Source organism: Streptomyces sp. NPDC058646 (assembly GCF_042716875.1).
GTDB lineage: Bacteria > Actinomycetota > Actinomycetes > Streptomycetales > Streptomycetaceae > Streptomyces.
The window spans coordinates 120,075-141,531 of sequence record NZ_JBHXRK010000020.1; the positions used below are offsets into that span (position 1 = coordinate 120,075).

Genomic DNA, 21,457 nt, shown 5'->3' on the forward strand with positions numbered 1-21,457 from the left:
ATCCGGCGTCCCGGCGGTGCAGCGCCGGCTCGACTCTCTGCATCCGGCAGCCAGAAGCCCGAGGTCCGCTCCGGAGCCCGGGTCCACACCGGCACCCCGGGCCCGAGGCCGCCGAAGAGCACTGCCGGCTCCGCCGCGCCCCGGGCGGCCCACCGCGTCAGCGCCTCGGGCACCGGCCAGGCCGCCCGTACCTGCGGGTCGGCGGGGTGGGAGAAGGCGGTGGCGTCCGGTGCCTCCGTGAGTCCTCGGCGCAGGATGTGGCCGACGTAGCGGTGCACGCTCCCCAGGTGTCCCACGAGGTCGGACACCGACCAGCCGGGCACGAGGGGATCAGCGGCACCGGCCCCCGGGTTGCAGCGCGCGGCGGACGGCCTCCTGGGACGCGGCGGCCTCGCTGCCGAAGAGCGGGAGGCTGCCTCTCAGCCCGTACCGCGGACGGTGTCCGCCAGTGCGGCGCGCAGCCCGGGGCGGTCGGTGCCGAGTTTGCGGCAGGCCGCGGACAGCTCCCAGTCCGGTTCGGCATGCGCTTCGGTGTCGGCCGCCGGTGCCGGGACCCGCTCCGTCCGGTCCGGCGGCTCCGCCCCGGCCGCCCGCTCCGCCGCACGGAGCTCCTCCGCCGTGAGCCCGTCCTCCCCGGAGGAGCGCCGCGGCAGGGCGCCGCCGAGACCGAGCAGGAGGCCGGCCGCCTCCTGCTCCAGGGCGTCCGCACCGCATTCCCGGGCCGTCACCACGGCCCGGGCCAGCAGTTCCCCGTCGCGCAGCCAGGCACCCAGCGCGGCCTGCGCGCGGGCCAGTTCGTAGCCCGCCGGGGAGGCCGCCAGCAGGGCCACCGCCTCCCGGAGCAGGGCCGGCCGGTCCTCGGGCGCCGCGACCTCCGCCGCCACCCGCAGGGCCTGTCCGATGCCCGAGGCGGAGCCGAAGGCCCGGGCCCGCCGGACCGCGTCCCCGGCCAGGGCGCGGGCGCGCTGCGGGTCCTCGGCCGACACCGCGCGGGCCAGGTGCAGCTGCCACGGGCACCACGCCGGGTTCTGTATGCCGCGCGGGGTCAGCCGCCGGTCCACCGCCTCCAGCTCGGCGGCGGCCCCCTTGGCGTCGCCGCGGGCCAGCAGCAGTTCGGCGTACACGGTCTGGGAGTCCGGGAAGACCACGGCCGCCGGGAAGGGGGCCCGGTACTCGTGCTCCTGCGCCAGCTCCCAGGCCTCGTCGGCCCGTCCCCGGGCCAGCAGGGTGGTGACGAGGATGGCGATGGCGTACCAGTGCACGGGGGTGCGGCGGCCCACGCGCTCGGCGAGCCGCAGCCCGGCCCGGGCCAGCTCCTCGGCCTCGGCGAGCCGTCCGCGCCGGTAGCGGATGTACGCGCGCAGGCTGTACGCGAAGGAGAGGTGGGCACCGCGCCGGCCCTGCCGCTCGAACTCGGCGGTGCCCGCGTCGAACAGCCGCTCCGCCCGCCACGGCCGGTCTGCGTACATGTGGACCATCGCGGCGAGGACGGGGACCTCGAAGCCCCGGTCCTCGTACGCCCAGCTGAAGTGCTCTTGCAGGGCGCGCTCGGCGTGGTGCAGGACCACGTCCACCGGTTCGCCGCGCAGGCAGGCGTCCCAGGTGCGCAGGCCGATGACGTACCGCTCGGTGAGGTCGCGGCCGGTCAGCCGGTCGGCGAGCTTGGCCAGGCGGCGGGAGCGGGCCGGGGAGTCGGGCTCGGCGGCGTTGAAGGCGTCCCACATGAACTGCTCGGACTGGAGCCGCAGCCTGGCGCGGACGTCCGGGGTGTACGGGATCTCCCGTGCGAGGGCTTCGGACGCCTCGGCGAGGTGGTCGCTGTGGGCCAGGACCTGGGCGAGCCGGATGACGATGCCCTGGCGCAGGGCCGGGTCCTCGACGGGTTCGGCGAGGGCGGCCCGCAGGTGGTTGACGGTGGTGGCGGGCTCGGTGAGCAGGGAGGCGCAGCCGAGTTCGTACAGGAGGGCCGCGCGCTCGTCGAAGTCGGGGGGTTCGCGCAGGGCGCGGGCGAGCTGGCGGCGGGCGGCCTCGGGTGCCCCGGCCCGGAGGTTCTCGGCGGCGGCCTCGCGCAGGGTGCGCACCACCCACGGATCGTTCTCGGGGTGGGTCTCCAGGAGGTGCCGGGCCGCGGCGGAGGAGCCGAGTCCGGCGTCGACGACGGCTGCTGCGGCCTTCCCGTGCAGGGCGACGCGCAGGGCGTCGGGGATGGAGCGGTAGAGGGCGGTGGCGATGAGGGGGTGGACGAACTCCAGCCCGGCCTCCGGTTCCTCCGCCGTGCCGGGCCCGGTGCGGAAGGCGGCGGCCGGCCCGCCCGGCCCGCCCGGCCCGGCGGCGGTTCCGGCCGCGGCCAGGATGCGGGCGTCCCGCAGCCGCCAGGTGGCGTCGGCGGCAGCCTCGGTGCCGAGGGCGGCGACCCTGGCGGCGAGTTCCTGCGGGATGGCGGTGCCGAGGACGGCACAGGCCCAGGCGAAGCGGACGGTGGAGGGTCCGAGGCGGTCGAGGCGGGCGACGAGTCCGCTGCCGCGCTGGGCGGCGGCGAGGTCGCGCAGGAGCGGAGCGCTCGTCGCGGCCGGTGCGATGCCCTTCTCGCGGACCTTGGCGGTGAGTTCGACGGCTTCGAAGGGGTTGCCCGTGGTGACGGTCCACACCTCGCGGCAGAAGTCGTCCTCGGCGTGCCCGCCGAGTGCCTCCCGGACCAGTGCGGCGACGGCGGTGGGGGTGAGCGGGGTGAGGGCCAGCGGTCGCTGTCCCGCCCGGCCGGGCAGCGTGCGGAAGGCGTCGGCGTGCGCGGGCAGTTCGTCGGGGCGGTAGGCGACGACGAGGAGCAGCGGCAGGTGTTCGGTGCGCGGGGTGAAGGCGGCGAGCCGGCCGAGGGATTCGGGGTCGGCCCAGTGGGCGTCGTCGAGGACGAGGGTGACAGGGGCCCTTTTGACGACGAGGTGGGTCAGGACCCAGTCGAGTCCGTCGCGCAGGCCCTGGGGGTCGGGCGGGGCTCCCTGTTCGGGGGCGCACAGTCCGAGGGCGGGGCCGACGATGGAGTACCAGCTGCCGAGCGCGGCGCGGAGTTCCTGCTCGGAGGTACCGGCGAGTTGGGGCTGGATGAGCTGGCGGGCGACGTGGAAGGGCTGGGTCTGCTCCTGTTCGCCGCCGCGGGCGGCGAGGACGGTGCAGGAACGGGCGTGGGCGCGCCGGCGCACTTCGGCGAGGAGGGTGGTCTTGCCGAGGCCGGCGGGGCCGGAGAAGGCGAGCAGCGCGCCGCCGGCGTCGGGCCCGGTGAGCTGCTCCAGGGCCTCGTCCACCGTGGCGAGTTCGGCCTCGCGTTCGACCATCGTGCGGCGTCTGCGGGCACGGTGTTCCGTCATGGCTGGTACCCCCCAGGCCTGTTCGGGGGATCAGCGTACGCCCGCGCACACCGGGAGGGATCCCGGTACGGGGAATGAATCCGATCTTCTGTGCCGACCCCGTTCGCGCAGGTAGGGGCCGGGCCGTCGGGAGGGGTTCAGTCCTGTGCGGAACGGGCCGCGAGGCCTTCCAGGACGGCGACGGCCTCGGCAGCACGGTCGGCTGCCACGAAGAGGTGGTCGTGGTGGTAGCCGGCGATGACGTTGCAGCTCAGGCCGTGTGCACCGAGTTCCGTGGCGAAGGCGGCGGTGAAGCCCACGGCGTCGAGGGCGGAGTGGATCCGCAGGGTGATCCAGCCCGCGGTGCCGTCGTAGGCGAGTCCGGCGGCGTCGGCCTCCTCCTGGCGCAGGACCAGGGTGAGTCCCTCGGGCTCCAGGACGGTGGCGACGGGGGTGGTCCCGGCGGGGGCGGTCGTGCCGGGGACCGTGCAGAACACGTACCGTCCCTCGTTCAGCTCCGGCCGCATGCCGCTCAGCAGTTTCCGCAGGTCGTTCTCTCCACGCATGCGGACACCCTACCTATCGGCCTGCTATGACCGATTCGGCGTCCTCGGCGGAGAACGTGCGGGGGGGGGGAACGTCACGCGGACCTGCGGACCTGCGGGCCGGCGGGCGCCGGGGGCGGCCGGCCCGAGGGCCCGGGGCGCGGGACCGGCGTGCCGGTGGCGGCCCGGGCCGACGCGCCGCACCCCGGGGAACGGCTGGGCCTGTTCGTCCTGATCGTGCTGGGCGAGGCGGTCGCCCGGATGGTGTCCACCGCCTCCGGGGCCTTGGGGACCTGACGGTGCTCGGGGTCGGGGCCGGTGCGTGCGCCCTGCTGCTCCCGCAGTCGCTGTCGCTCCGGCGCGGCGCCGACGGGGTCCCGCTGCCGGCCCGAGGGCGCCCTCCCGCTACGGCTGGTGCTGCCGCTGCACTGCTTCGTGGCCGGGGCGGTGGCGGCGCCCGCGGCCGCCCTGGGGGACGGGGTCGCCGCCGCGCACGGCTCCGTCCCGGTCCCCGTGCGGTGGCTGCTGTGCGGGAGCGCGGGGGGCCTGCCGATCGGCGGGACGGCGGCGCTGTGGCCGGGCCGGGGCGCGGCCCGCGCCCCGCTCCTGGGCGGACCGGGTCAGGACTCCCCGTAGAGCCGCCGGTGCCACCAGGGGCGCGGAGCTCCGTCGCGGCCGGCCGCCGGGGCGTCCGGGTCGGGGACCGTGCGGCGCCTCAGCTCGTCGTCCAGGGGCCGCAGGATCCGGCCCAGTGCGGTTCGGGCGGCGGGTGGCAGCGAGCGGTAGGCGGCGGCCAGTTCGCTGCGGACCACGGCGACGTCGTCGAGCTCGCAGCCCGGGGCGGGGCAGACCGCATGGGTCAGCAGCAGCCGGCCTCCGGGAGCCCTCAGGAAACGCCGGTAGCGCATGAGCAGTTCGCCGGGCAGGTAGTGGCTCCCGGGCACGGTGCGGTGGATCTCGGCGCTCGCCGCCGGCGGAAGCCGGTCGACGCGGGGCAGGTCCCGCGCCCATGCGGGCGGGCGGCGGCCGGTGGAGCTTCCTCGTGCGGCGCGCAGTGCGCCGGGCCGTCTACGCGGCATCGCCCTTTCGGCGGGTGGTCGTCATGAGGACCATGGTGCCGCATGTCCGGCGTGCGGGCCAAGCAGATACCGGCGCACCACCGGGGCGGCGGCTCCCGCCCCCGGGGTGCGCCGCGCACTACGTGAGGTCGAACTCCCCGCCGCGGGCTTCCCGCACGAACTTGTTCCACTCGTCCGGCGCGAAGACGATCGACGGGCTCTCGGGGCGCTCGCTGTTGCGCATCGCGATGAACCCCTCGACGAAGGCGATCTGGACGTCGCCCGCTCCCCGGCTGCTCGACCGCCAGTCCGCCTCGGTGAGATCGAGGTCCGGCTTGCCCCAGCCGGCGAGGGGCTGCGAAGTCATGCTCTCGGCCACGTGCGTGCTCCTCCCGGTACGTCGTCCGGGGGCCAGGTTAACCATCGCGGCGGGTGCCGCACAGGCCACCGCGGGTCACTCGTGGCCGGTCCGGCACCCGGCCCGCAGGCCCTGCCGCGCTCAGGAGGTCGGCTGTTCGGCTCCCACCAGCCACATCGCGAAGAACTGCGCGCCGCCGCCGTACGCGTGCCCCAGGGCGCGGCGGGCGCCCGGAACCTGGTGCTCCCCGGCCTGGCCGCGGACCTGGAGGGCCGCCTCGGCGAAGCGGATCATGCCCGAGGCGCCGATGGGGTTGGTGGACAGGACACCGCCGGACGGGTTCACCGGGAGGTCCCCGTCGAGTTCGGTGACCCCGGCCTCCGTGAGCTTCCAGCCCTCCCCCTCCGCCGCGAAGCCGAGGTTCTCCAGCCACATCGGCTCGTACCAGGAGAACGGCACGTACATCTCCACCGCGTCGATCTCCCGCCGCGGGTCGCCGACCCCGGCCTGGCGGTAGACGTCCGCCGCGCAGTCCTTGCCCGCCTGCGGGGAGACGAAGTCCTTGCCGGCGAAAAGGGTGGGCTCGCTGCGCATCGCCCCGCCGTGCACCCACGCCGGGGGTTTCGGCGAACGGGCCGCGCCCGCCCGGTCGGTGAGGATCATCGCGCAGGCGCCGTCGGAGGAGGGACAGGTCTCGGAGTACCGGATCGGGTCCCACAGCATCGGCGAGGCCTGGACCTTCTCCAGGGTGATGTCGTGCTCGTGCAGGTGGGCGTACGGGTTCTTCAGTGCGTTCCGCCGGTCCTTGTACGCCACGAGGGAGCCGACCGTGTCGGGGGCACCGGTGCGCCGCATGTACGCGCGCACGTGTGGGGCGAAGAACCCGCCGGCGCCCGCGAGCAGCGGCTGCTGGAAGGGGACGGGGAGCGAGAGGCCCCACATGGCGTTGGATTCGGACTGCTTCTCGAAGGCGAGGGTGAGGACGGTGCGGTGGACGCGTGCCGCCACCAGGTTGGCGGCGACGAGGGCGGTGGAACCGCCGACCGACCCCGCCGTGTGCACGCGCAGCATCGGCTTGCCGACCGCGCCCAGCGCGTCCGCCAGGTACAGCTCCGGCATCATGACGCCCTCGAAGAAGTCGGGGGCCTTGCCGATGACGACCGCGTCGATGTCCGCCCAGGTCAGCTCGGCGTCCGCGAGGGCGCGCGCCGCCGCTTCCCGGACGAGTCCGGCGATGGAGACGTCGTGGCGGGCGGCGACGTGCTTGGTCTGGCCGATGCCGACGACGGCAACTGGCTCCTTGCTCATGCTCGGTCCCCTTCCAGGACGGCGACCAGGTTCTGCTGGAGGCAGGGCCCTGAGGTGGCGTGGGCGACGGCCCGGTCCGACTCGCCGCGGTGGATCCGGGCGGCCGCCTCGCCGATCCGGATCAGGCCGGCGGCCATCATCGGGTTGGCGGCGAGCGCCCCGCCGGAGGGGTTGACGCGCACGTCGTCGCCGAGGCCGAGGGCCTTGCGGAGCACGACCTCCTGGGAGGTGAACGGGGCGTGCAGTTCGGCGGTGTCGACCGGCCGTTCGAAGAGGCCGGCGCGCTCGGCGGCGGTCCGGGTGGACGGGGAGTCGGTGAGGTCGCGCAGGCCCAGTGCGTGGGCCTCGATGCGGTGGTCGATGCCGGTGATCCAGGCGGGGCGTCCGCACAGCCGCCGCGCGGTGTCGCCCGCGGCGAGGATCACGGCGGCCGCTCCGTCGCCGATGGGCGGGCAGTCCCCGGTGCGCAGCGGCGCCACCTGGTAGTCGCCCTGCGGGACGGTTCCGCGCAGCTGGGCGTGCGGGTTGGCCTGCGCGTCGCTCCGGCTGCGGGCGCCGATGGCGGCGAGGGCTCCCTCGTCGGTCTCGCCCGCGTCGATCAGGGCCTGGGCCTGGAGGGCGGCCAGGGCCACCGAGTCGGGCCAGAGCGGAGCGAGGTAGTAGGGGTCGAGCTGGCGGGTCAGCACGTCGCGTACGGATCCGGGCGAGGACTTCCCGTAGGAGTAGACGAGCGCGGTGTCGGCCTCGCCCGTCTGGAGCTTGACCCAGGCTTCGTAGAGGGCCCAGGCGCCGTCCATCTCGACGTGGGACTCGGAGATCGGCGGCCAGGCTCCGACCCCGTCGAGGGTCATGGTGAAGGAGAAGGCCCGGCCGGCGAGGTAGTCGCTGGAGCCGGAGCAGGTGAAGCCGATCTCCTCGGCCTTGAGGCCGGTCGCGGCGAGGACCTGGTGCAGCACCGGCATGACCATCTCGACTTCGCTGAGCTCGTCGGTGCGGCGCAGGTGGTCGCTCTGCGCGAAGGCGACGACGGCCACGTCACGTGCGTACCTCTGCGTCGGCGGCATCAGATGAGTTCCTTGTACGCGTCGTAGTCCGCGTCCGGCTCGCCGGTGGGGCGGTAGTGGTCGGGGTAGCGGCCGCCCTCGGTCCACACGGGCTCGACGCGCAGGCCCATGCGGACCTGGTCGTAGGGGATGCCGCCGATCCGGCCGTGCAGGGCGAGTCCGGCGCCGTCGAGGGCGATGTGGGCGTAGACGTAGGGCACTTCGATGTCGAGGTTCTTGGCCTTGATGTTGACGATGCAGTAGGTGGTGACCGTGCCGGCCGGGCCGACCTCGATCTGGTCGGTGGTGGCGACCCCGCAGGTGGGGCAGGCGCCGCGCGGCGGGACGTACACCTTGCGGCAGGAGGGGCAGCGCTCGCCCACGGTCCGCTGCTCGGACAGGCCCTTGATGTAGGCCGTCTGGGCGCGGCCGGGGCTGTACGTGTAGTCGAGGCGGGCCTCGGCGACGATCCCGGTGACGGCGTCCGCGAAGGCCCCGTCGTGCGGGGTGCCGTGGCCGGCGGCGGGACCCTCGTAGGGCTCGAAGCAGGCGATGTCGGTGATGGCACCGGCCCGTTCGGCGGCCCATCGCACCCGCACGCGCATGCCGGTGCGGACGGATTCGGGCCCGGGGACGTCGAGGGCGTGCAGGAGTGCGGTGTCCGCGCCGTCGAGCCGGACCAGTACCCAGGCGAACGGTGTGTCCAGAGGCTGGTGGGGGCGGGGCCGGCCGTTCCAGGCCCAGGTGGTGACGGTACCGGTGGCCCCGACCTCGACGAGCTCGCGGATCTCCTCGGCGGTGACGGGATCGTACTCGGCGGGCGGGACCATCACCGTGCCCCCGCAGGTCCGTACCCCGAGAAGGACCCGCTCGCGCAGTCCGCTCAGGAAGGCGCTCTGCACGGGCCCGAGGGACCGGGTGAAGGGGAACTCGACGACGAGGGGGGCGCGGAGCAGTTCGGGTGGGGACGCGGCGGCTGTCATGGGCGACTCTCCGATGTTCGGAACGTGAACGGTGGCAACATCTCTGCAGGGCCCGATGGGTCGGCCCCGGCGGCGCTTGACGCGCGGGACCGGGGACGGAGCCCCGGGGACGGGCCCCGACCGACGGCAGGCCCTGACCCGGCCCCGCCCGCGCTCGGGGCGCGGGGCCCGGCGCGGAGCCCCGGCGACGGCGCCGCACCTGCACGCGGCCCCGCACCACACCCGGGCCCAGCCCCGCAAGGACCCGCAGGGACCCGGCTACTCCCGCCGGTACACCGCCGGCCGCTTCTCCGCGAAGGCTCGCGCCCCCTCCTTCGCGTCCGCCGTGTCGAAGACGGGCCACCCCCGGATGAGTTCCGCGGCCAGCCCCTCCGTCTCCGTCATCTCTGCGGTCGCGTAGACGGACGCCTTGACCGCCTCCACGGCGAGCGGCCCGCACGCGTTGATCTGCTCGGCGATCTCCAGGGCCTTGGCCAGCGCCGTGCCGTCGGGCACGACCTGCCCGACCAGGCCGATCCGCGCGGCCTCCCCGGCGGAGTACGGGCGCCCGGTCAGCAGCATCTCCAGGGCGTGCGTGAGCGGGATCTGGCGCGGCAGCCGCACCGTGGAGCCGCCGATCGGGAAGAGGCCCCGCTTGACCTCGAACAGCCCGAAGGTGGCGCCCTCGCCGGCGACCCGGATGTCGGTGCCCTGGAGGATCTCGGTCCCTCCGGCCACGCAGTACCCCTCCACGGCCGCGATCACCGGCTTGCGCGGCCGGTGATGGCGGAGCATGGCCTTCCAGTGCAGGTCGGGGTCGGCCCGCAGCCGGTCCCGGTACTGGTCGCCCGCCATGCCCTTGCCGGCCAGCGCCTTGAGGTCCATGCCGGCGCAGAAGTCGCCGCCCGCGCCGGTCAGGACGACCGAGCGGACCGTGTCGTCAGCGTCGGCCTCCAGCCACCCGTCGTACAGGCCCACCAGCAGCGGCAGCGAGAGCGCGTTCTTCGCCTCGGGCCTGTTCATGGTGAGCACCAGCGTGGCGCCGTGCCGTTCCACGGTCAGGTGTTCCGTCCCACCCATTGCCGTCCTCCCGTCTCAAGACCTAGAACAGGTTGCAGTAGGGGAGGATGCAGTTCAATAGTTTTCTGACACCCAGTCAGATTTCTTGGGCGGCTCCCTTCCCAGTTCGGTTCGGCGACGCTCTAATGACCGCCGAGCAGACCAGCCATGGGCCCAGCCATGGGAACTCCCGCGGTCAGGAGGAACGGTGGAGTACAACCTTGCCGACCTGTTCGAGTCGGTCGTGGACGTGGTCCCGGACCGCGAGGCCCTCGTGTACGTGGACCACCCCGGGACCGGCGCCGAGCGCCGCCTGACCTACGCGGAACTGGACGCGGCGGCGAACCGGATCGCCCACCACCTGCTGGACAGCGGGCTGGAGGCCGGCGAGCACCTGGGCCTGCACCTCTACAACGGGATCGAGTACCTGCAGACGGTCCTGGCCTGCCTGAAGGCCCGGCTGGTCCCGGTGAACGTCAACTACCGGTACGTCGAGGAGGAGCTGGTCTACCTCTACAACGACGCCGATCTCGCCGCGCTGGTCTTCGAGGCCGAGTTCACCGGGCGGGTCGCCGCCGCGCTGCCGCAGACGACGAAGCTGCGCCACCTGATCCGCGTCGGCGCGGCGCCGGAGGGCGCCCCCGAGCCCGCCCTGGCACCGGTCGCGTTCGAGGACGCCGAGGCAGCCGGCTCCCCCGGGCGCGGCTTCCCGCCCCGCAGCCCCGACGACCTGTTCATCATCTACACCGGCGGCACCACGGGCATGCCCAAGGGCGTCATGTGGCGGGCCGAGGACCTGTTCTTCGCGGGGCTCTTCGGCGGCGAGCCCACGGGCGAGCCGGTGAAGCGGCCCGAGGAGCTGGCCGAGCGGGTCGCGGCGCGCGCCGCCGGGCTCACCTTCTTCCCGGCTCCCCCGCTGATGCACGGCACGTCGACGCTGACGTCGTTCATCGCCTTCAACTACGGCCAGCGGGTGGTCATCCACCGCAAGTACGCGCCCGAGGAGGTGCTCCGCACCATCGAGAAGGAGAGGGTCTCCAGCGTGTCGCTGGTGGGCGACGCCATGCTCAGGCCCCTGATCGACGCCCTGAACGGCCCGTTGAAGGGGACGGACCTGTCCTCGCTGTTCAGCGTCTCCTCCTCCGGCGCGATCATGTCGGATTCGGTGCGCGCGGAGTTCCAGCGGCTCGTGCCGAACGTCCTGCTCCTGAACAACTTCGGCTCCTCGGAGTCCGGTTCGAACGGCAGGGCGACGGACGACTCCAGCCCGGAGAAGGGCTTCCGGCTGGAGGTCAACGACCGTACGCAGGTGGTGGACCCGGTGACGCACGAACCCGTCGCGGTGGGCGAGCCCGGACGCCTGGCGCAGCGCGGCCACGTGCCGCTCGGCTACTACAACGACCCGGCCAAGACCGCCGAGACCTTCTTCCGCAAGGGCGCGGAGCGGTGGGTGCTGCTCGGGGACATGGCGACCGTCGACGAGGAGGGCATCGTCACGGTCCTCGGCCGCGGGTCGCAGTGCATCAACACGGGCGGCGAGAAGGTCTATCCGGAGGAGGTCGAGCAGGCGCTGAAGTCGCATCCGGACGTGTACGACGCCCTGGTCGCCGGCGTCCCGGACCCGACCTGGGGCAGTCACGTGGCCGCGGTGGTGCAGGTCCGTGCGGGCGCGCCGGACCCGACGCTGGACGAGATCCAGACCCACTGCCGCACCCGGCTGGCGGGGTACAAGATCCCGCGCCAGCTGGTCATCGCACCCGCCATCCAGCGCTCCCCGAGCGGGAAGGCGGACTACCGCTGGGCGAAGACGGTGGCGGCGGAGGCGGACACGGCCGGCTGAACCCGCCGACCGACCCGCCGGCGGCCGCCCGTGCCCCGCCCCGGCCTACACCCCGGGCCTACGCCCCCGCGGCCAGGAAGCGCTCCACGCGGGCCGCGAACCAGGCGGCGTCGTCCAGCCAGGGGAAGTGGCCGGCCGCCGGCTGGACCTCGGCGGAGCCGTTCGGGAAGAGCGCCGCGATCCGGGCGGCGAGGGCCGGCGGCGGGTTGCCGTCCACTTCACCGGCCAGGACCAGGACCTCGCCCGTGACCCGGGCCATCGCCGCCCGGGTGGCGGGCGGGTCGAAGGCCCCCGGGCCCGCGTAGGCCTCGGCCGCCTTCTCGTTCTGCTGCCGCTCGCCCGCCGCGTCGCAGGCCCGAGCGGCGTCGTCCCAGCGCCCGTAGAACAGCGGCGCGGCCAGGTCCCAGTCCGCGTCCCCGCCGTCCTCGCCCGCGAGGATCCTGGCGTAGGCGCCGATGGCCGTGTCGTAGGGCTCGGCGCCCGCCCGCAGCCGGGCCGCTGCCAGCCGCTGCTCCGCGGTCGCGGAGAGGTCCACGGCCCGCGCGTTCGGGGTCACCAGGACGAGCCGCCGCAGCCGTTGGGGGTGCGCCGCCGCGTAGAGCTGGGCGAGGTTGGCGCCCGCGGAGTGGGCGAGGAGGTCCATGCGTTCCAGGCCGAGGTGGACCCGGAGCGCCTCCACGTCGTCGACCTGGCGGTCGACGCGGTACGTGGACTCGTCGGCCGGTGTCGCGGACGCGCCGGTACCGCGCAGGTCGAGCAGGACCAGCCGGCGCCCGGCCGTCAGACCGCCGAGGTCGCCCAGGTACTCCGAGGCCCGCATGGCACCGCCCGGGAGACAGACCAGCGGGTCCCCCCGGCCCCGGAGGTGGTAGGCGAGGACGGTTCCGTCATGGCTGGTGAAGGTCGGCATGGGGCCATGAAAGCAGGCGATCACCCGTTCGAGTCATTGATTTACCCGCCGGGGTCCGGCAATCTACCGAATGATCGGTCGGGTGGCTCACGGTGAGGTGATGGCATGACGGCGTACGCGGATCTTCATGACGAAGGCGAGCGGCTGGGCCGCGACGAGCTGGCGGCGCTCCAGCTGACGCGGCTGCGCGCGACCCTCCACCGCGTCCACGAGCGGGTGCCCTTCTACCGGCAGGCCTTCGAGAAGGCCGGGGTGCACCCCGACGACTGCCGCTCCCTCGCCGACCTCTCCCTCTTCCCCTTCACCACCAAGGCCGACCTGCGCGACCAGTACCCCTTCGGGATGTTCGCGGTCCCGCGCCCCGAAGTGCGCCGCATCCACGCCTCCAGCGGCACCACCGGGCGGCCCACCGTCGTCGGGTACACCGAGCGGGACCTCTCCACCTGGGCCGATGTCGTGGCCAGGTCCCTGCGCGCGGCGGGCGCCACCCCCGGCCAGCTCGTCCACATCGCCTACGGGTACGGGCTGTTCACCGGCGGCCTCGGCGCGCACTACGGCGCGGAGCGCCTGGGTTGTACGGTCGTCCCCGCGTCCGGCGGGATGACCGACCGCCAGGTCCGGCTCATCCAGGACTTCCGCCCGGAGGTCATCATGGTGACCCCCTCGTACATGCTGACGCTGCTGGACGAGATGGAGCGCCAGGGCGTGGACCCCCGCGCGACCTCGCTGCGGACGGGCGTGTTCGGGGCGGAGCCCTGGACCGAGGAGATGCGCCGGGAGATCGAGGAGCGGCTCGGCATAGACGCGGTGGACATCTACGGCCTGTCCGAGGTGATCGGACCGGGCGTGGCGCAGGAGTGCGTGGAGACCAAGGACGGCCTGCACATCTGGGAGGACCACTTCTACCCGGAGGTGGTCGATCCGCTGACGGGCGCGGTGCTCCCGGAGGGCGAGCCCGGCGAGCTGGTGTTCACCTCCCTGACCAAGGAGGCCATGCCGATCGTCCGCTACCGCACCCGGGACCTGACCCGGCTGCTGCCCGGCACGGCCCGGCCGGCGTTCCGCCGCATGGAGAAGGTCACCGGCCGCAGCGACGACATGATCATCCTGCGCGGTGTGAACCTGTACCCGACCCAGATCGAGGAGATCCTGCTGCGGACGGCCGGACTGGCCCCGCACTTCCAGCTGCGGCTGACCCGGGAGGGGCGGATGGACGCCCTGACCGTCCGGGTGGAGGCACGGCGGGAGACCGGTTCCGCCGGGCGGGAGGAAGCCGCGGCGGGCGTGGTCCGGGCGGTCAAGGAGAGCATCGGGGTCTCCGTGGGGGTGGAGGTCGTCGACCCGGAGACGCTGGAGCGCTCGGTGGGGAAGATCAGACGGCTGGTGGACCTCCGCGACGGGAACACGGCCTGAACCGGCCCGCACCCTGAACCGGCCCGCACCTCGAACCGCCCCGCGCCTGAACCGCCCCCGCCCCTGAGCCGCGCCCCGAGCTGCATCCCGCCGTGCCCGGCCGGGAGGCCTCCGGACGGCGGGAACCACCCCTTCGGGCCTACTTCCCGGCCCCTCCCGGGAACGCGGAGGGCCTCGCGGGTAGGGGGAGAGGTGTGATCTCGACCCTCCGGCGGCTCCACGACCGACTCCAGGGCTCCCTTGCCGGGCTGGCCTGGAGCCGCGGCCGGGAGATGGAGCTGCTGCACCGGGCGATGGGCTTCGCCGCCCTCGGGTTCCTCACCCTGGTGCCCCTCCTGGTGGTCGTCGCCGCCGCCGCTCCCGGCAGCGGCTCCGGGTTCGGCCGGTGGCTCGGCCAGGCCCTCGGGGTCACGGAGTCCTCCCGCGGCCGGGTGGAGGTGCTGTTCGGCGCGGCCGACCTGGCCCTGGAGCGGACCACCGCCTTCGGCCTGGCCGCCCTCGCCGTCTTCGGCCTGACCTTCGGCTCGGCGGTCCAGACGGGCTACGAGAAGGTCTGGGACCTGCCGACCGCCCGCTGGCACACCATGTGGCGGCACGTCGTCTGGCTCGCCCTGCTGGTCTGCTACCTCGCCCTGCTCGTCGGGATCCCGGCTCCGTCCGACGACGTCTACGGCAGCACCCTCGGCACCCTGGGCGACGTCATCGGCACCGGCGTGTTCTTCTGGGGCTCGCAGCGGCTGCTGCTCGGCGGCCGGGTGCGCTGGCGCGCCCTGGTCCCGGGGGCGGTGGCGACCAGCCTCGGACTGCTGGGGCTGCGGGTCTTCTCCCAGCTGGTGTTCTCCCCGCTGATCGCCTCGAACGCCGTGACGTACGGCCCCTTCGGCACCCTCCTCGTCGTCCAGTCCTGGCTGGTCGGCGTCGGCTTCGTGGTCTACGGCGGCGCCCTCGTCGGCCGCCTCGTCCACGAGCACCTCACGCTGCGGCACCTCAAGCACAGCGGGATCCTGCCCGCCGACGGCCCGGCCCACGGCCCCGGGCCGCACTGAGGACGGTCCGCCGACGCGCCCATCAGGCTCCTTTCGCGGCGCCACCACCGCCGTGCCGGCCTCGATCCACCGCCCGTGGGGCAGCCCGGTCACCGCCGCCCGACCACCCCCGGGTGGGCGTACAGGGCGCGCCTCGACCTGCGCGAGGCGACCAGCACACCGCCCGAGTCGTGGGCGAGCTCGTGTACATCACGCCTCAAGGTGCCGGTCCGTCGACCGTGTTCTGCCGCACGGCCGTCATGACGCGAACCTCGTCTCCCCCACGGATACCAAACGGGATGTTGACAGACCTCGGGTGACCTGAATGAGTGTGGGACGACCCGAGCACCACCGGTCCTTCGAGCAACCGCGCTCGATCGCAGGCTCCTGGGGAGACATGTTGCACCGGTCCGACGCACACCGCCCCCTCCGTCCCTTACGCCGCCGCGCCGCCCTGCTCGGCGGCGCCCTGCTCGCCGCCACGTGGGCGCTGCCGCAGACCGCAGCTGCCGCCGGCGGCCCGGCCTCCGACGGCAGGCTCTCGGCCGTCATCCGCTACACCGAGTACGGCATACCGCACATCCTCGCCGAGGACTACGCACACCTCGGCTTCGGCACGGGCTGGGCCCAGGCCGCCGATCAGGTCTGCGTCCTCGCCGACGGGTTCGTGACCGTCGCCGGCGAACGCTCGCGCCGGTTCGGTCCCGCCGCGGCGCCCGACGGCTCGCTCTCCTCGGCCACCACGAACCTCTCCAGCGACCTGTACTTCAAGGGCGTACGGGAATCGGGCACGGTCGAGAAGCTGCTGGCGACCCCCGCCCCGGCTGGCCCCAGCGGGAAACTGAAGGAGCTGATGCGCGGCTGGGCCGCCGGTTACAACGCCTGGCTCGCGCAGAACGAGGTCACCGACCCGGCGTGCAAGGGTGCGCCCTGGGTCCGCCCGGTCACCGCCGCCGACGTGGCCGCCCGCGGCTTCGCGGTGTCGGTCCTCGGCGGCCAGGGGCGCGGCATCGACGGCATCACGGGCGCGCAGCCCCCGGGTACGGCCGCCCCGGCGGACCCGCGGGCGGAGCCCGACCCGGCGGCTGCCGCCGAGGCCGCCCGGGAGTTCTTCGACACCGGCCGCTACGCCACGGGCTCCAACGCGGTGGCCTTCGCCGGCTCCACCACGGCGAGCGGCAGCGGACTGCTGCTGGGGAACCCGCACTACCCCTGGCAGGGCGGACGCCGTTTCTGGCAGTCCCAGCAGACCATCCCGGGCGAGCTGAACGTCTCGGGCGGCTCCCTGCTCGGCACCACCGTGGTCAACATCGGCTTCAACGAGAAGGTGGCCTGGAGCCACACCGTGGCCACGGGCACCCCCGTCAACCTGCACCAGCTCACCCTCGACCCGGCCGATCCCACCGCCTACCTGGTCGACGGAACACCGGAGAAGATGACCCGGCGGACCGTCACCGTCCCGGTGACGGACGGAGCGCCGGTCACCCGCACCCAGTGGTGGACCCGCTACGGCCCCGTCGTCTCGCACCTCGGCGCGGGCCTGCCCCTGCCCTGGACGACCGGCACGGCCTACGCGCTGAACGACCCCAACGCGGCCAACCTGCGCGGCTCCGACACCGCGCTCGCGATGGGCCGGGCCCGCTCGGTGGCCGGTATCCAGGATGCGCTGGAACGCACCCAGGGGCTGCCCTGGGTCAACACGGTGGCCGCGGATTCGGCGGGCGGCACCCTCTTCACCCAGTCCCAGGTGCTCCCCCGGATCACCGACGACCTCGCCGCCCGCTGCTCCACCCCGCTCGGCAGGGCCACGTACCCCGCTTCGGGCCTGGCGGTGCTGGACGGTTCCCGCGCCGACTGCGCGATCGGCACGGACCCGGACGCGGTCCAGCCGGGCGTGTTCGGCCCGGGGAAGGCACCGACGCTGCGGGACGCACCGTACGCCGAGAACTCCAACGACAGTGCCTGGCTGGCCCATGCGGACCGCCCGCTGACCGGCTACGAGCGGGTCTGGGGCACCATCGGCACCCCGCGCTCCCTGCGTACGCGCGGCGCGCTCGAGGACGTGGCGGCGATGGCCGCCGGGGGCCGGCTGAGGGTGGCCGACCTGCAGGCGCAGCAGTTCGCGAACCGGGTGCCGGCCGGTGACCTGGTGGCGGCCGACGCGGCGAGGGCCTGCGCTGCGCTGCCCGGGGGTACCGCCACGGCGGGCGACGGCAGCGCGGTGGACGTGTCGGCGGCCTGCGGGGTGCTGGCGGACTGGGACAGGACGGCCGAACCCGGCAGCCGGGGCGCGCTGCTCTTCGACCGGTTCTGGCGCAGGCTGACGGCGACGACGGCCGCGAAGGACCTGTGGCTGGTGCCGTTCTCGGCGTCCGATCCCGTCCGCACGCCCCGTACGCTCAACCAGGCGGCGCCGGGGATCGGGCGGGCCCTCGCGGACGCGGTCGCCGAGCTGCGGGCGGCGGGGATCGCGCTGGACGCCCCGCTGGGCGAGCACCAGTTCGTCGTCCGCGGCGGACGGAGGCTGCCGGTGGGCGGCGGCACGGAATCCCTCGGGGTGTGGAACAAGATCGAGGCGACGTGGAACGCGGCGGCCGGGGGCTACCCGGAGGTCACGCACGGCTCGAGTCATCTCCAGGCGGTCGGCTGGGACGGCGGCCGCTGCCCGGTGGCGCGGACCCTGCTGACGTACAGCCAGTCGTCGAACCCGAACTCGCCGTACCACGCCGACCAGACCCGGCTGCTCTCGCAGGAACGCTGGGTGACCTCGCGGTTCTGCGAGCGGGACATCCTCGACTCCCCGCGGCTGAAGGTGGTGTGGCCGCGCGAACGCCGCTGATCGGCGGGCGGCCGGTGGGGCCCGGGGCCCGGGGCGCGGGCTCCACCGGTGCGGTCCCGCGGCCTCTGGTACCCGGCCTCGCGGGCCCCGGTCTCAGGGGCTGATGGCGAGGAAGATGAACGCCGCGAACAGCACGAGGTGGACGCCGCCCTGGAGCAGGGTGGCGCGGCCCGGGGCGATGGTGAGGGCGCTGACCACGACCGTGAGGGCGAGCAGCACCATGTGGATCGGGCCGAGGCCGAGGGTGAGGGGGCCGGAGAGCCAGACCGAGGCCAGGGCGATGGCCGGGATGGTCAGGCCGATGCTGGCGATCGCGGATCCGTAGCCCAGGTTCAGGCTGGTCTGGACGCGGTCCCGGCGGGCGGCGCGGACGGCCGCCAGGGTCTCGGGCAGCAGCACGAGCAGGGCGATGATCACACCGACGACCGCGTTCGGCAGGCCGGCGCTCGCGACGCCCGCCTCGATGGTCGGGGAGACGGCCTTCGCGTCCCCGACGACGGCGACGAGGGCGACGAAGAGCAGGGCGAGGCTGATGAGCGCAGCGCGGGAAGTCGGCGGCTCGGCGTGGTCGTCCTCCTCGCCCGCGGCGGCCGCGGCCGCCGCCCGGGCCGCTTCCTCGCGGTGGCGTTTGGTGTCCACGGGCAGGAAGTAGTCCCGGTGACGGACCGTCTGCACGGCGATGAACAGCCCGTAGAGGGCGAGCGAGGCGACGGCGGCGAAGGTCAGCTGGGCCGTGGAGAACTCGGGGCCGGGCTTGCTGGTGGTGAAGGCCGGCAGGACGAGGCTGAGGACGGCGAGAGTGGCGACGGTGGCGAGGGCGGCTCCGGAGCCCTCGGCGTTGAAGACGGCGACGCGGTTGCGCAGGGCTCCGACGAGCAGGGACAGGCCGACGATGCCGTTGCAGGTGATCATGACTGCGGCGAAGACGGTGTCCCGGGCGAGGGAGGAGGTCTTGTCCCCGCCGTCGGCCATCAAGGTGACGATGAGGGCCACTTCGATGACCGTGACGGCGACGGCGAGGACCAGGGAGCCGAAGGGTTCGCCGACGCGGTGGGCGACGACCTCGGCGTGGTGGACGGCAGCCAGGATCGCGCCCGCGAGGCAGAGCGAGACCAGGGCCACGGCCCATGCGGGCAGGTCGCGTCCCCAGCTGAGGGCGAGCGCGACGAGGGCCACCACGGGGACCACGACGGTCCAGTCGGCCAGGGGGGATCTGTGCGTTGCCGTACTCATATCAGCCAACTTGCCAGAACTGTCCCCGGGGTGTGGCGCAAGGCGCGCTGCCGGGGCGCCGACGTGGTGATTCCCACCGGAAGCCCGGGCACGGCGGCCGTCCGCCCGTCCGGCAGCTCCCGCCGGCCGGCCGGCGGAAGCCGAGGTCGGTCCGGCGGCGCGGCCGAGGTCCGTACCCGAGGATCGGCCGAAGAAGGGCTGCTGGCCCAAGGACGGCCGCCAGCAGATGAAACACCGGTGTTGCCGCCGATCGGACCGTATGCGCTGTCGCCCCATCCCCCGGCCGTCCACCGACGCCGGGGCCGACGACCCGGAGACCCGCCTTGCGCCGCCCGTCCCGCTTACGCACCGCCCTCCTCGCCCTGACCGCCGCGCCGGCCTGGGCCGCACCGGCCACCGGCCCGTCCCGGTCGCACCGGCGCCTTCCTCCGCAGCATCGGTGGGGCGCGTGGCGGTCCATCTCACCGGTATCGGCGGCGGCCCGCAGAACATCGCGGCGGCCGCGGCCCACGCCTCCGTCAACCAGCAGGCCGCGAGTACGCCTTCAGCGGCTCGCAGTGCCCGGATGCCCCTGGGACCGGTGTGCCAGTACGTCACCTGCGACTACTGGCAGGCCGTGATCAAGGCCACCTGCAGCGGCGAACCGGCGGTGCGCGCCCCCACCCGCAGCCTGAACCGGCTGATCGGCCCGAACGGCGAGCGCTGTACCACTGCGTCGTCCGCGAGGACAACTTCCTGTCGGCGGACGTCAACTGCGAGGGCCGGACCACCGCCGGCCGGCCGGGCTGGATCTTCACGGGCTGACCCGGCACGGACCGGCCGCACAGAACGACCGCACGGACTGGCCGCACGGACCCGCCTCCGAGGGCCGTGCCCACGATTGGACCTCCGGCCGGACCGCGGCGTCCCGGCCCGGGTGCACACACCGCACCCGGCTCCGGACGCCCCGTCACATCGCGCGCTCGTGGCCCTCCCAGTAGGGGTCGCGCAGCCGCCGCTTGTACAGCTTGCCGTTCGGGTCGCGCGGCATGGTCTCGATGAAGTCGACCGTCCTGGGCCGCTTGTAGCCGGCCAGCTGCCGCTCGCAGTGGTGCAGGATCTCGGCGGCCAGGGCGTCCCCCGCTTCGAAGCCCTCCGCCGGTTCGATGACCGCCTTGACCTCCTCGCCCCAGGAGGGATGCGGGATGCCGAAGGCCGCGGCGTCGGCGACCGCCGGGTGGGTGAGGAGGGCCGACTCGATCTCGGCGGGGTAGATGTTGACCCCGCCGGAGATGACCATGTCGATCTTGCGGTCGCGGAGGAAGAGGTACCCCTCCTCGTCCATCAGCCCCAGGTCGCCGACCGTGAAGAAGTCGCCGATGCGGTTCTTCCTCGTCTTGCCCTCGTCCTTGTGGTAGCTGAAGCCGCCGGTGTTCATCTTCAGGTACACGGTGCCGAGTTCGCCCGCGGGCAGCCGGTTGCCGTCGTCGTCGAAGATGGCCAGCTCACTGATCGGCCAGGCCTTGCCGACGGTTCCGGGCTTCTTCAGCCAGTCCTCCGCGGTCGCGAAGGCGCCGCCGCCCTCGCTCGCCGCGTAGTACTCCTCCACGCACTGCCCCCACCAGTCGATCATCGCCCGTTTGACGTGGTCGGGGCAGGGTGCGGCGCCGTGGATGGCGTGTCGCATGGAGGAGACGTCGTACGCGTCCCTGGTCTCCTGCGGGAGCGCGAGCAGCCGGTGGAACTGCGTCGGGACCATGTGCGTGTGGGTGCAGGCGTGGGCGTCGATCAGGCGCAGCATCTCCTGCGGGCTCCACTTGTCCATCAGGACCAGGGGGTGCCCGATGTGCAGGGCGGCGCCCGCGAACTGGAGCACGGCCGTGTGGTAGAGCGGCGAGCAGACCAGGTGGACGTTGCCGTCGAAGGGGCGGATGCCGAAGATCCCGAGGAAGCCGCCGAGGTACGTCTCCTCCGGGAGCTTGCCGGGCAGTGGACGGCGGATGCCGCGGGGGCGGCCGGTGGTGCCGGAGGTGTAGTTCATGACCCAGCCGAGGGTGCGCTCCTCGGGAACCGTCCCGGGCTGCCCTTCGAGGAGTTCCCCGTACGGCCGGAAGCCCGGGACGGCTCCGACGGCGTAGCGGTGGCTCTCGGGCAGGGCCGCCTCGTCGGCCGCGGCGGTGGCGGCGTCGGCGAAGCGCTCGTGGGCGATGAGGACCTTGGCTCCGGAGTCGGAGACGATCCAGGCGATCTCGGGCCCGACCAGGTGGTGGTTGACGGGGACGAGGTAGAAGCCGGCCTGGGAGGCGGCGAGGTAGGCGGTGAGGAACTCGACTCCGTTGGGGAGGACCACGGCGAAGACGTCGCCCCGTTCCAGACCCGCGGCGCGCAGTCCGTGGACGAGCCGGTTGACGTCGGTGTGCAGCCGGCCCGCGCTCCACTCCTCGCCCTCGGGCGTGACCAGGACGGTGCGGCCGGGGTCGGCGGCGGCCTGGGCCCAGAACCCGTTGGGCGGCTGCTGCTGGGGCGTGCTGCTGGTCATCTCCC

The 21,457-nt window shown here is 74.1% G+C and carries 17 protein-coding genes and 1 pseudogene; 6 read left to right on the top strand and 12 right to left on the bottom strand.

Going from position 1 to position 21,457, the window contains the following annotated elements; genetic code table 11:
* Positions 1-107: 107 nt before the first annotated feature.
* The 3 genes and pseudogenes from ACFWUZ_RS24170 to ACFWUZ_RS24180 all read right to left on the bottom strand — a co-directional run.
* A pseudogene (locus ACFWUZ_RS24170) lies at positions 108-323 on the bottom strand (maleylpyruvate isomerase N-terminal domain-containing protein); the annotation flags it as partial.
* Positions 324-419: 96 nt separating this feature from the next.
* Entirely contained in the window at positions 420-3,362 is a 2,943-nt protein-coding gene (locus tag ACFWUZ_RS24175) for an ATP-binding protein (RefSeq protein WP_384376492.1), read from the bottom strand.
* A 137-nt stretch (positions 3,363-3,499) separates the two neighbouring features.
* Entirely contained in the window at positions 3,500-3,907 is a 408-nt protein-coding gene (locus ACFWUZ_RS24180) for an ACT domain-containing protein (RefSeq protein ID WP_384376495.1), read from the bottom strand.
* A gap of 150 nt (positions 3,908-4,057) precedes the next feature.
* Here ACFWUZ_RS24180 and ACFWUZ_RS24185 point away from each other — a divergent pair, with 150 nt between their 5' ends.
* Positions 4,058-4,183: a hypothetical protein gene (locus ACFWUZ_RS24185; protein ID WP_384376498.1), complete on the top strand. Its 126-nt coding sequence runs from the start codon at positions 4,058-4,060 to the stop codon at positions 4,181-4,183.
* Positions 4,184-4,300: 117 nt separating this feature from the next.
* Entirely contained in the window at positions 4,301-4,522 is a 222-nt protein-coding gene (locus ACFWUZ_RS24190; RefSeq protein WP_384376501.1) for a hypothetical protein, read from the top strand.
* Here ACFWUZ_RS24190 and ACFWUZ_RS24195 read toward each other — a convergent pair.
* From ACFWUZ_RS24195 to ACFWUZ_RS24220, 6 genes are all read right to left on the bottom strand, one after another.
* Entirely contained in the window at positions 4,507-4,965 is a 459-nt protein-coding gene (locus ACFWUZ_RS24195) for a hypothetical protein (protein ID WP_384376504.1), read from the bottom strand. The two genes, ACFWUZ_RS24190 and ACFWUZ_RS24195, sit on opposite strands and share 16 nt — an antisense overlap.
* A gap of 118 nt (positions 4,966-5,083) precedes the next feature.
* Complete coding sequence (locus tag ACFWUZ_RS24200) at positions 5,084-5,311, bottom strand: DUF397 domain-containing protein (protein ID WP_384376600.1); 228 nt, start codon at positions 5,309-5,311, stop codon at positions 5,084-5,086.
* A gap of 132 nt (positions 5,312-5,443) precedes the next feature.
* Entirely contained in the window at positions 5,444-6,610 is a 1,167-nt protein-coding gene (locus ACFWUZ_RS24205; RefSeq protein WP_384376507.1) for a thiolase domain-containing protein, read from the bottom strand.
* Positions 6,607-7,674: a thiolase domain-containing protein gene (locus tag ACFWUZ_RS24210; RefSeq protein WP_384376509.1), complete on the bottom strand. Its 1,068-nt coding sequence runs from the start codon at positions 7,672-7,674 to the stop codon at positions 6,607-6,609. The genes ACFWUZ_RS24205 and ACFWUZ_RS24210 overlap by 4 nt, the downstream gene beginning before the upstream one ends.
* Positions 7,674-8,636 carry a Zn-ribbon domain-containing OB-fold protein gene (locus ACFWUZ_RS24215; protein WP_384376512.1) on the bottom strand — a complete coding sequence of 321 codons (963 nt, stop codon included), beginning with the start codon at positions 8,634-8,636 and terminating at the stop codon, positions 7,674-7,676. The genes ACFWUZ_RS24210 and ACFWUZ_RS24215 overlap by 1 nt, the downstream gene beginning before the upstream one ends.
* Positions 8,637-8,894: 258 nt before the next feature.
* The gene (locus ACFWUZ_RS24220; protein WP_384376515.1) at positions 8,895-9,695 is read right to left on the bottom strand and encodes a crotonase/enoyl-CoA hydratase family protein; all 801 of its coding nucleotides are present in this window, start codon (positions 9,693-9,695) and stop codon (positions 8,895-8,897) included.
* Between the two features lie 187 nt (positions 9,696-9,882).
* On the opposite strand from ACFWUZ_RS24220, the gene ACFWUZ_RS24225 reads away from it, so the two are divergent.
* Entirely contained in the window at positions 9,883-11,514 is a 1,632-nt protein-coding gene (locus ACFWUZ_RS24225; protein ID WP_384376518.1) for an acyl-CoA synthetase, read from the top strand.
* Between the two features lie 58 nt (positions 11,515-11,572).
* On the opposite strand, the gene ACFWUZ_RS24230 is transcribed toward ACFWUZ_RS24225, so the two are convergent.
* Positions 11,573-12,424, bottom strand: a complete 852-nt coding sequence (locus ACFWUZ_RS24230; RefSeq protein WP_384376521.1) for an alpha/beta fold hydrolase — start codon at positions 12,422-12,424, stop codon at positions 11,573-11,575.
* Positions 12,425-12,529: 105 nt separating this feature from the next.
* On the opposite strand from ACFWUZ_RS24230, the gene paaK reads away from it, so the two are divergent.
* The 3 genes from paaK (at position 12,530) to ACFWUZ_RS24245 (ending at position 17,701) form a co-directional block, all read left to right on the top strand.
* Positions 12,530-13,837, top strand: coding sequence for a phenylacetate--CoA ligase PaaK (paaK, locus tag ACFWUZ_RS24235; RefSeq protein WP_384376524.1), 1,308 nt, complete (start codon positions 12,530-12,532; stop codon positions 13,835-13,837).
* Positions 13,838-14,031: 194 nt separating this feature from the next.
* A complete protein-coding gene (locus ACFWUZ_RS24240) occupies positions 14,032-14,883 on the top strand; it encodes a YhjD/YihY/BrkB family envelope integrity protein (RefSeq protein WP_384376527.1) in 852 nt (283 codons plus the stop codon).
* A gap of 376 nt (positions 14,884-15,259) precedes the next feature.
* Positions 15,260-17,701 carry a penicillin acylase family protein gene (locus ACFWUZ_RS24245; protein ID WP_384376530.1) on the top strand — a complete coding sequence of 814 codons (2,442 nt, stop codon included), beginning with the start codon at positions 15,260-15,262 and terminating at the stop codon, positions 17,699-17,701.
* Between the two features lie 93 nt (positions 17,702-17,794).
* Here ACFWUZ_RS24245 and ACFWUZ_RS24250 read toward each other — a convergent pair whose 3' ends face one another.
* Together ACFWUZ_RS24250 and ACFWUZ_RS24255 are read right to left on the bottom strand one after the other, a co-directional pair.
* Complete coding sequence (locus ACFWUZ_RS24250) at positions 17,795-18,934, bottom strand: calcium:proton antiporter (RefSeq protein WP_384376533.1); 1,140 nt, start codon at positions 18,932-18,934, stop codon at positions 17,795-17,797.
* 949 nt (positions 18,935-19,883) lie between these two features.
* The gene (locus tag ACFWUZ_RS24255) at positions 19,884-21,452 is read right to left on the bottom strand and encodes an acyl-CoA synthetase (RefSeq protein ID WP_384376536.1); all 1,569 of its coding nucleotides are present in this window, start codon (positions 21,450-21,452) and stop codon (positions 19,884-19,886) included.
* Positions 21,453-21,457 lie beyond the last annotated feature (5 nt).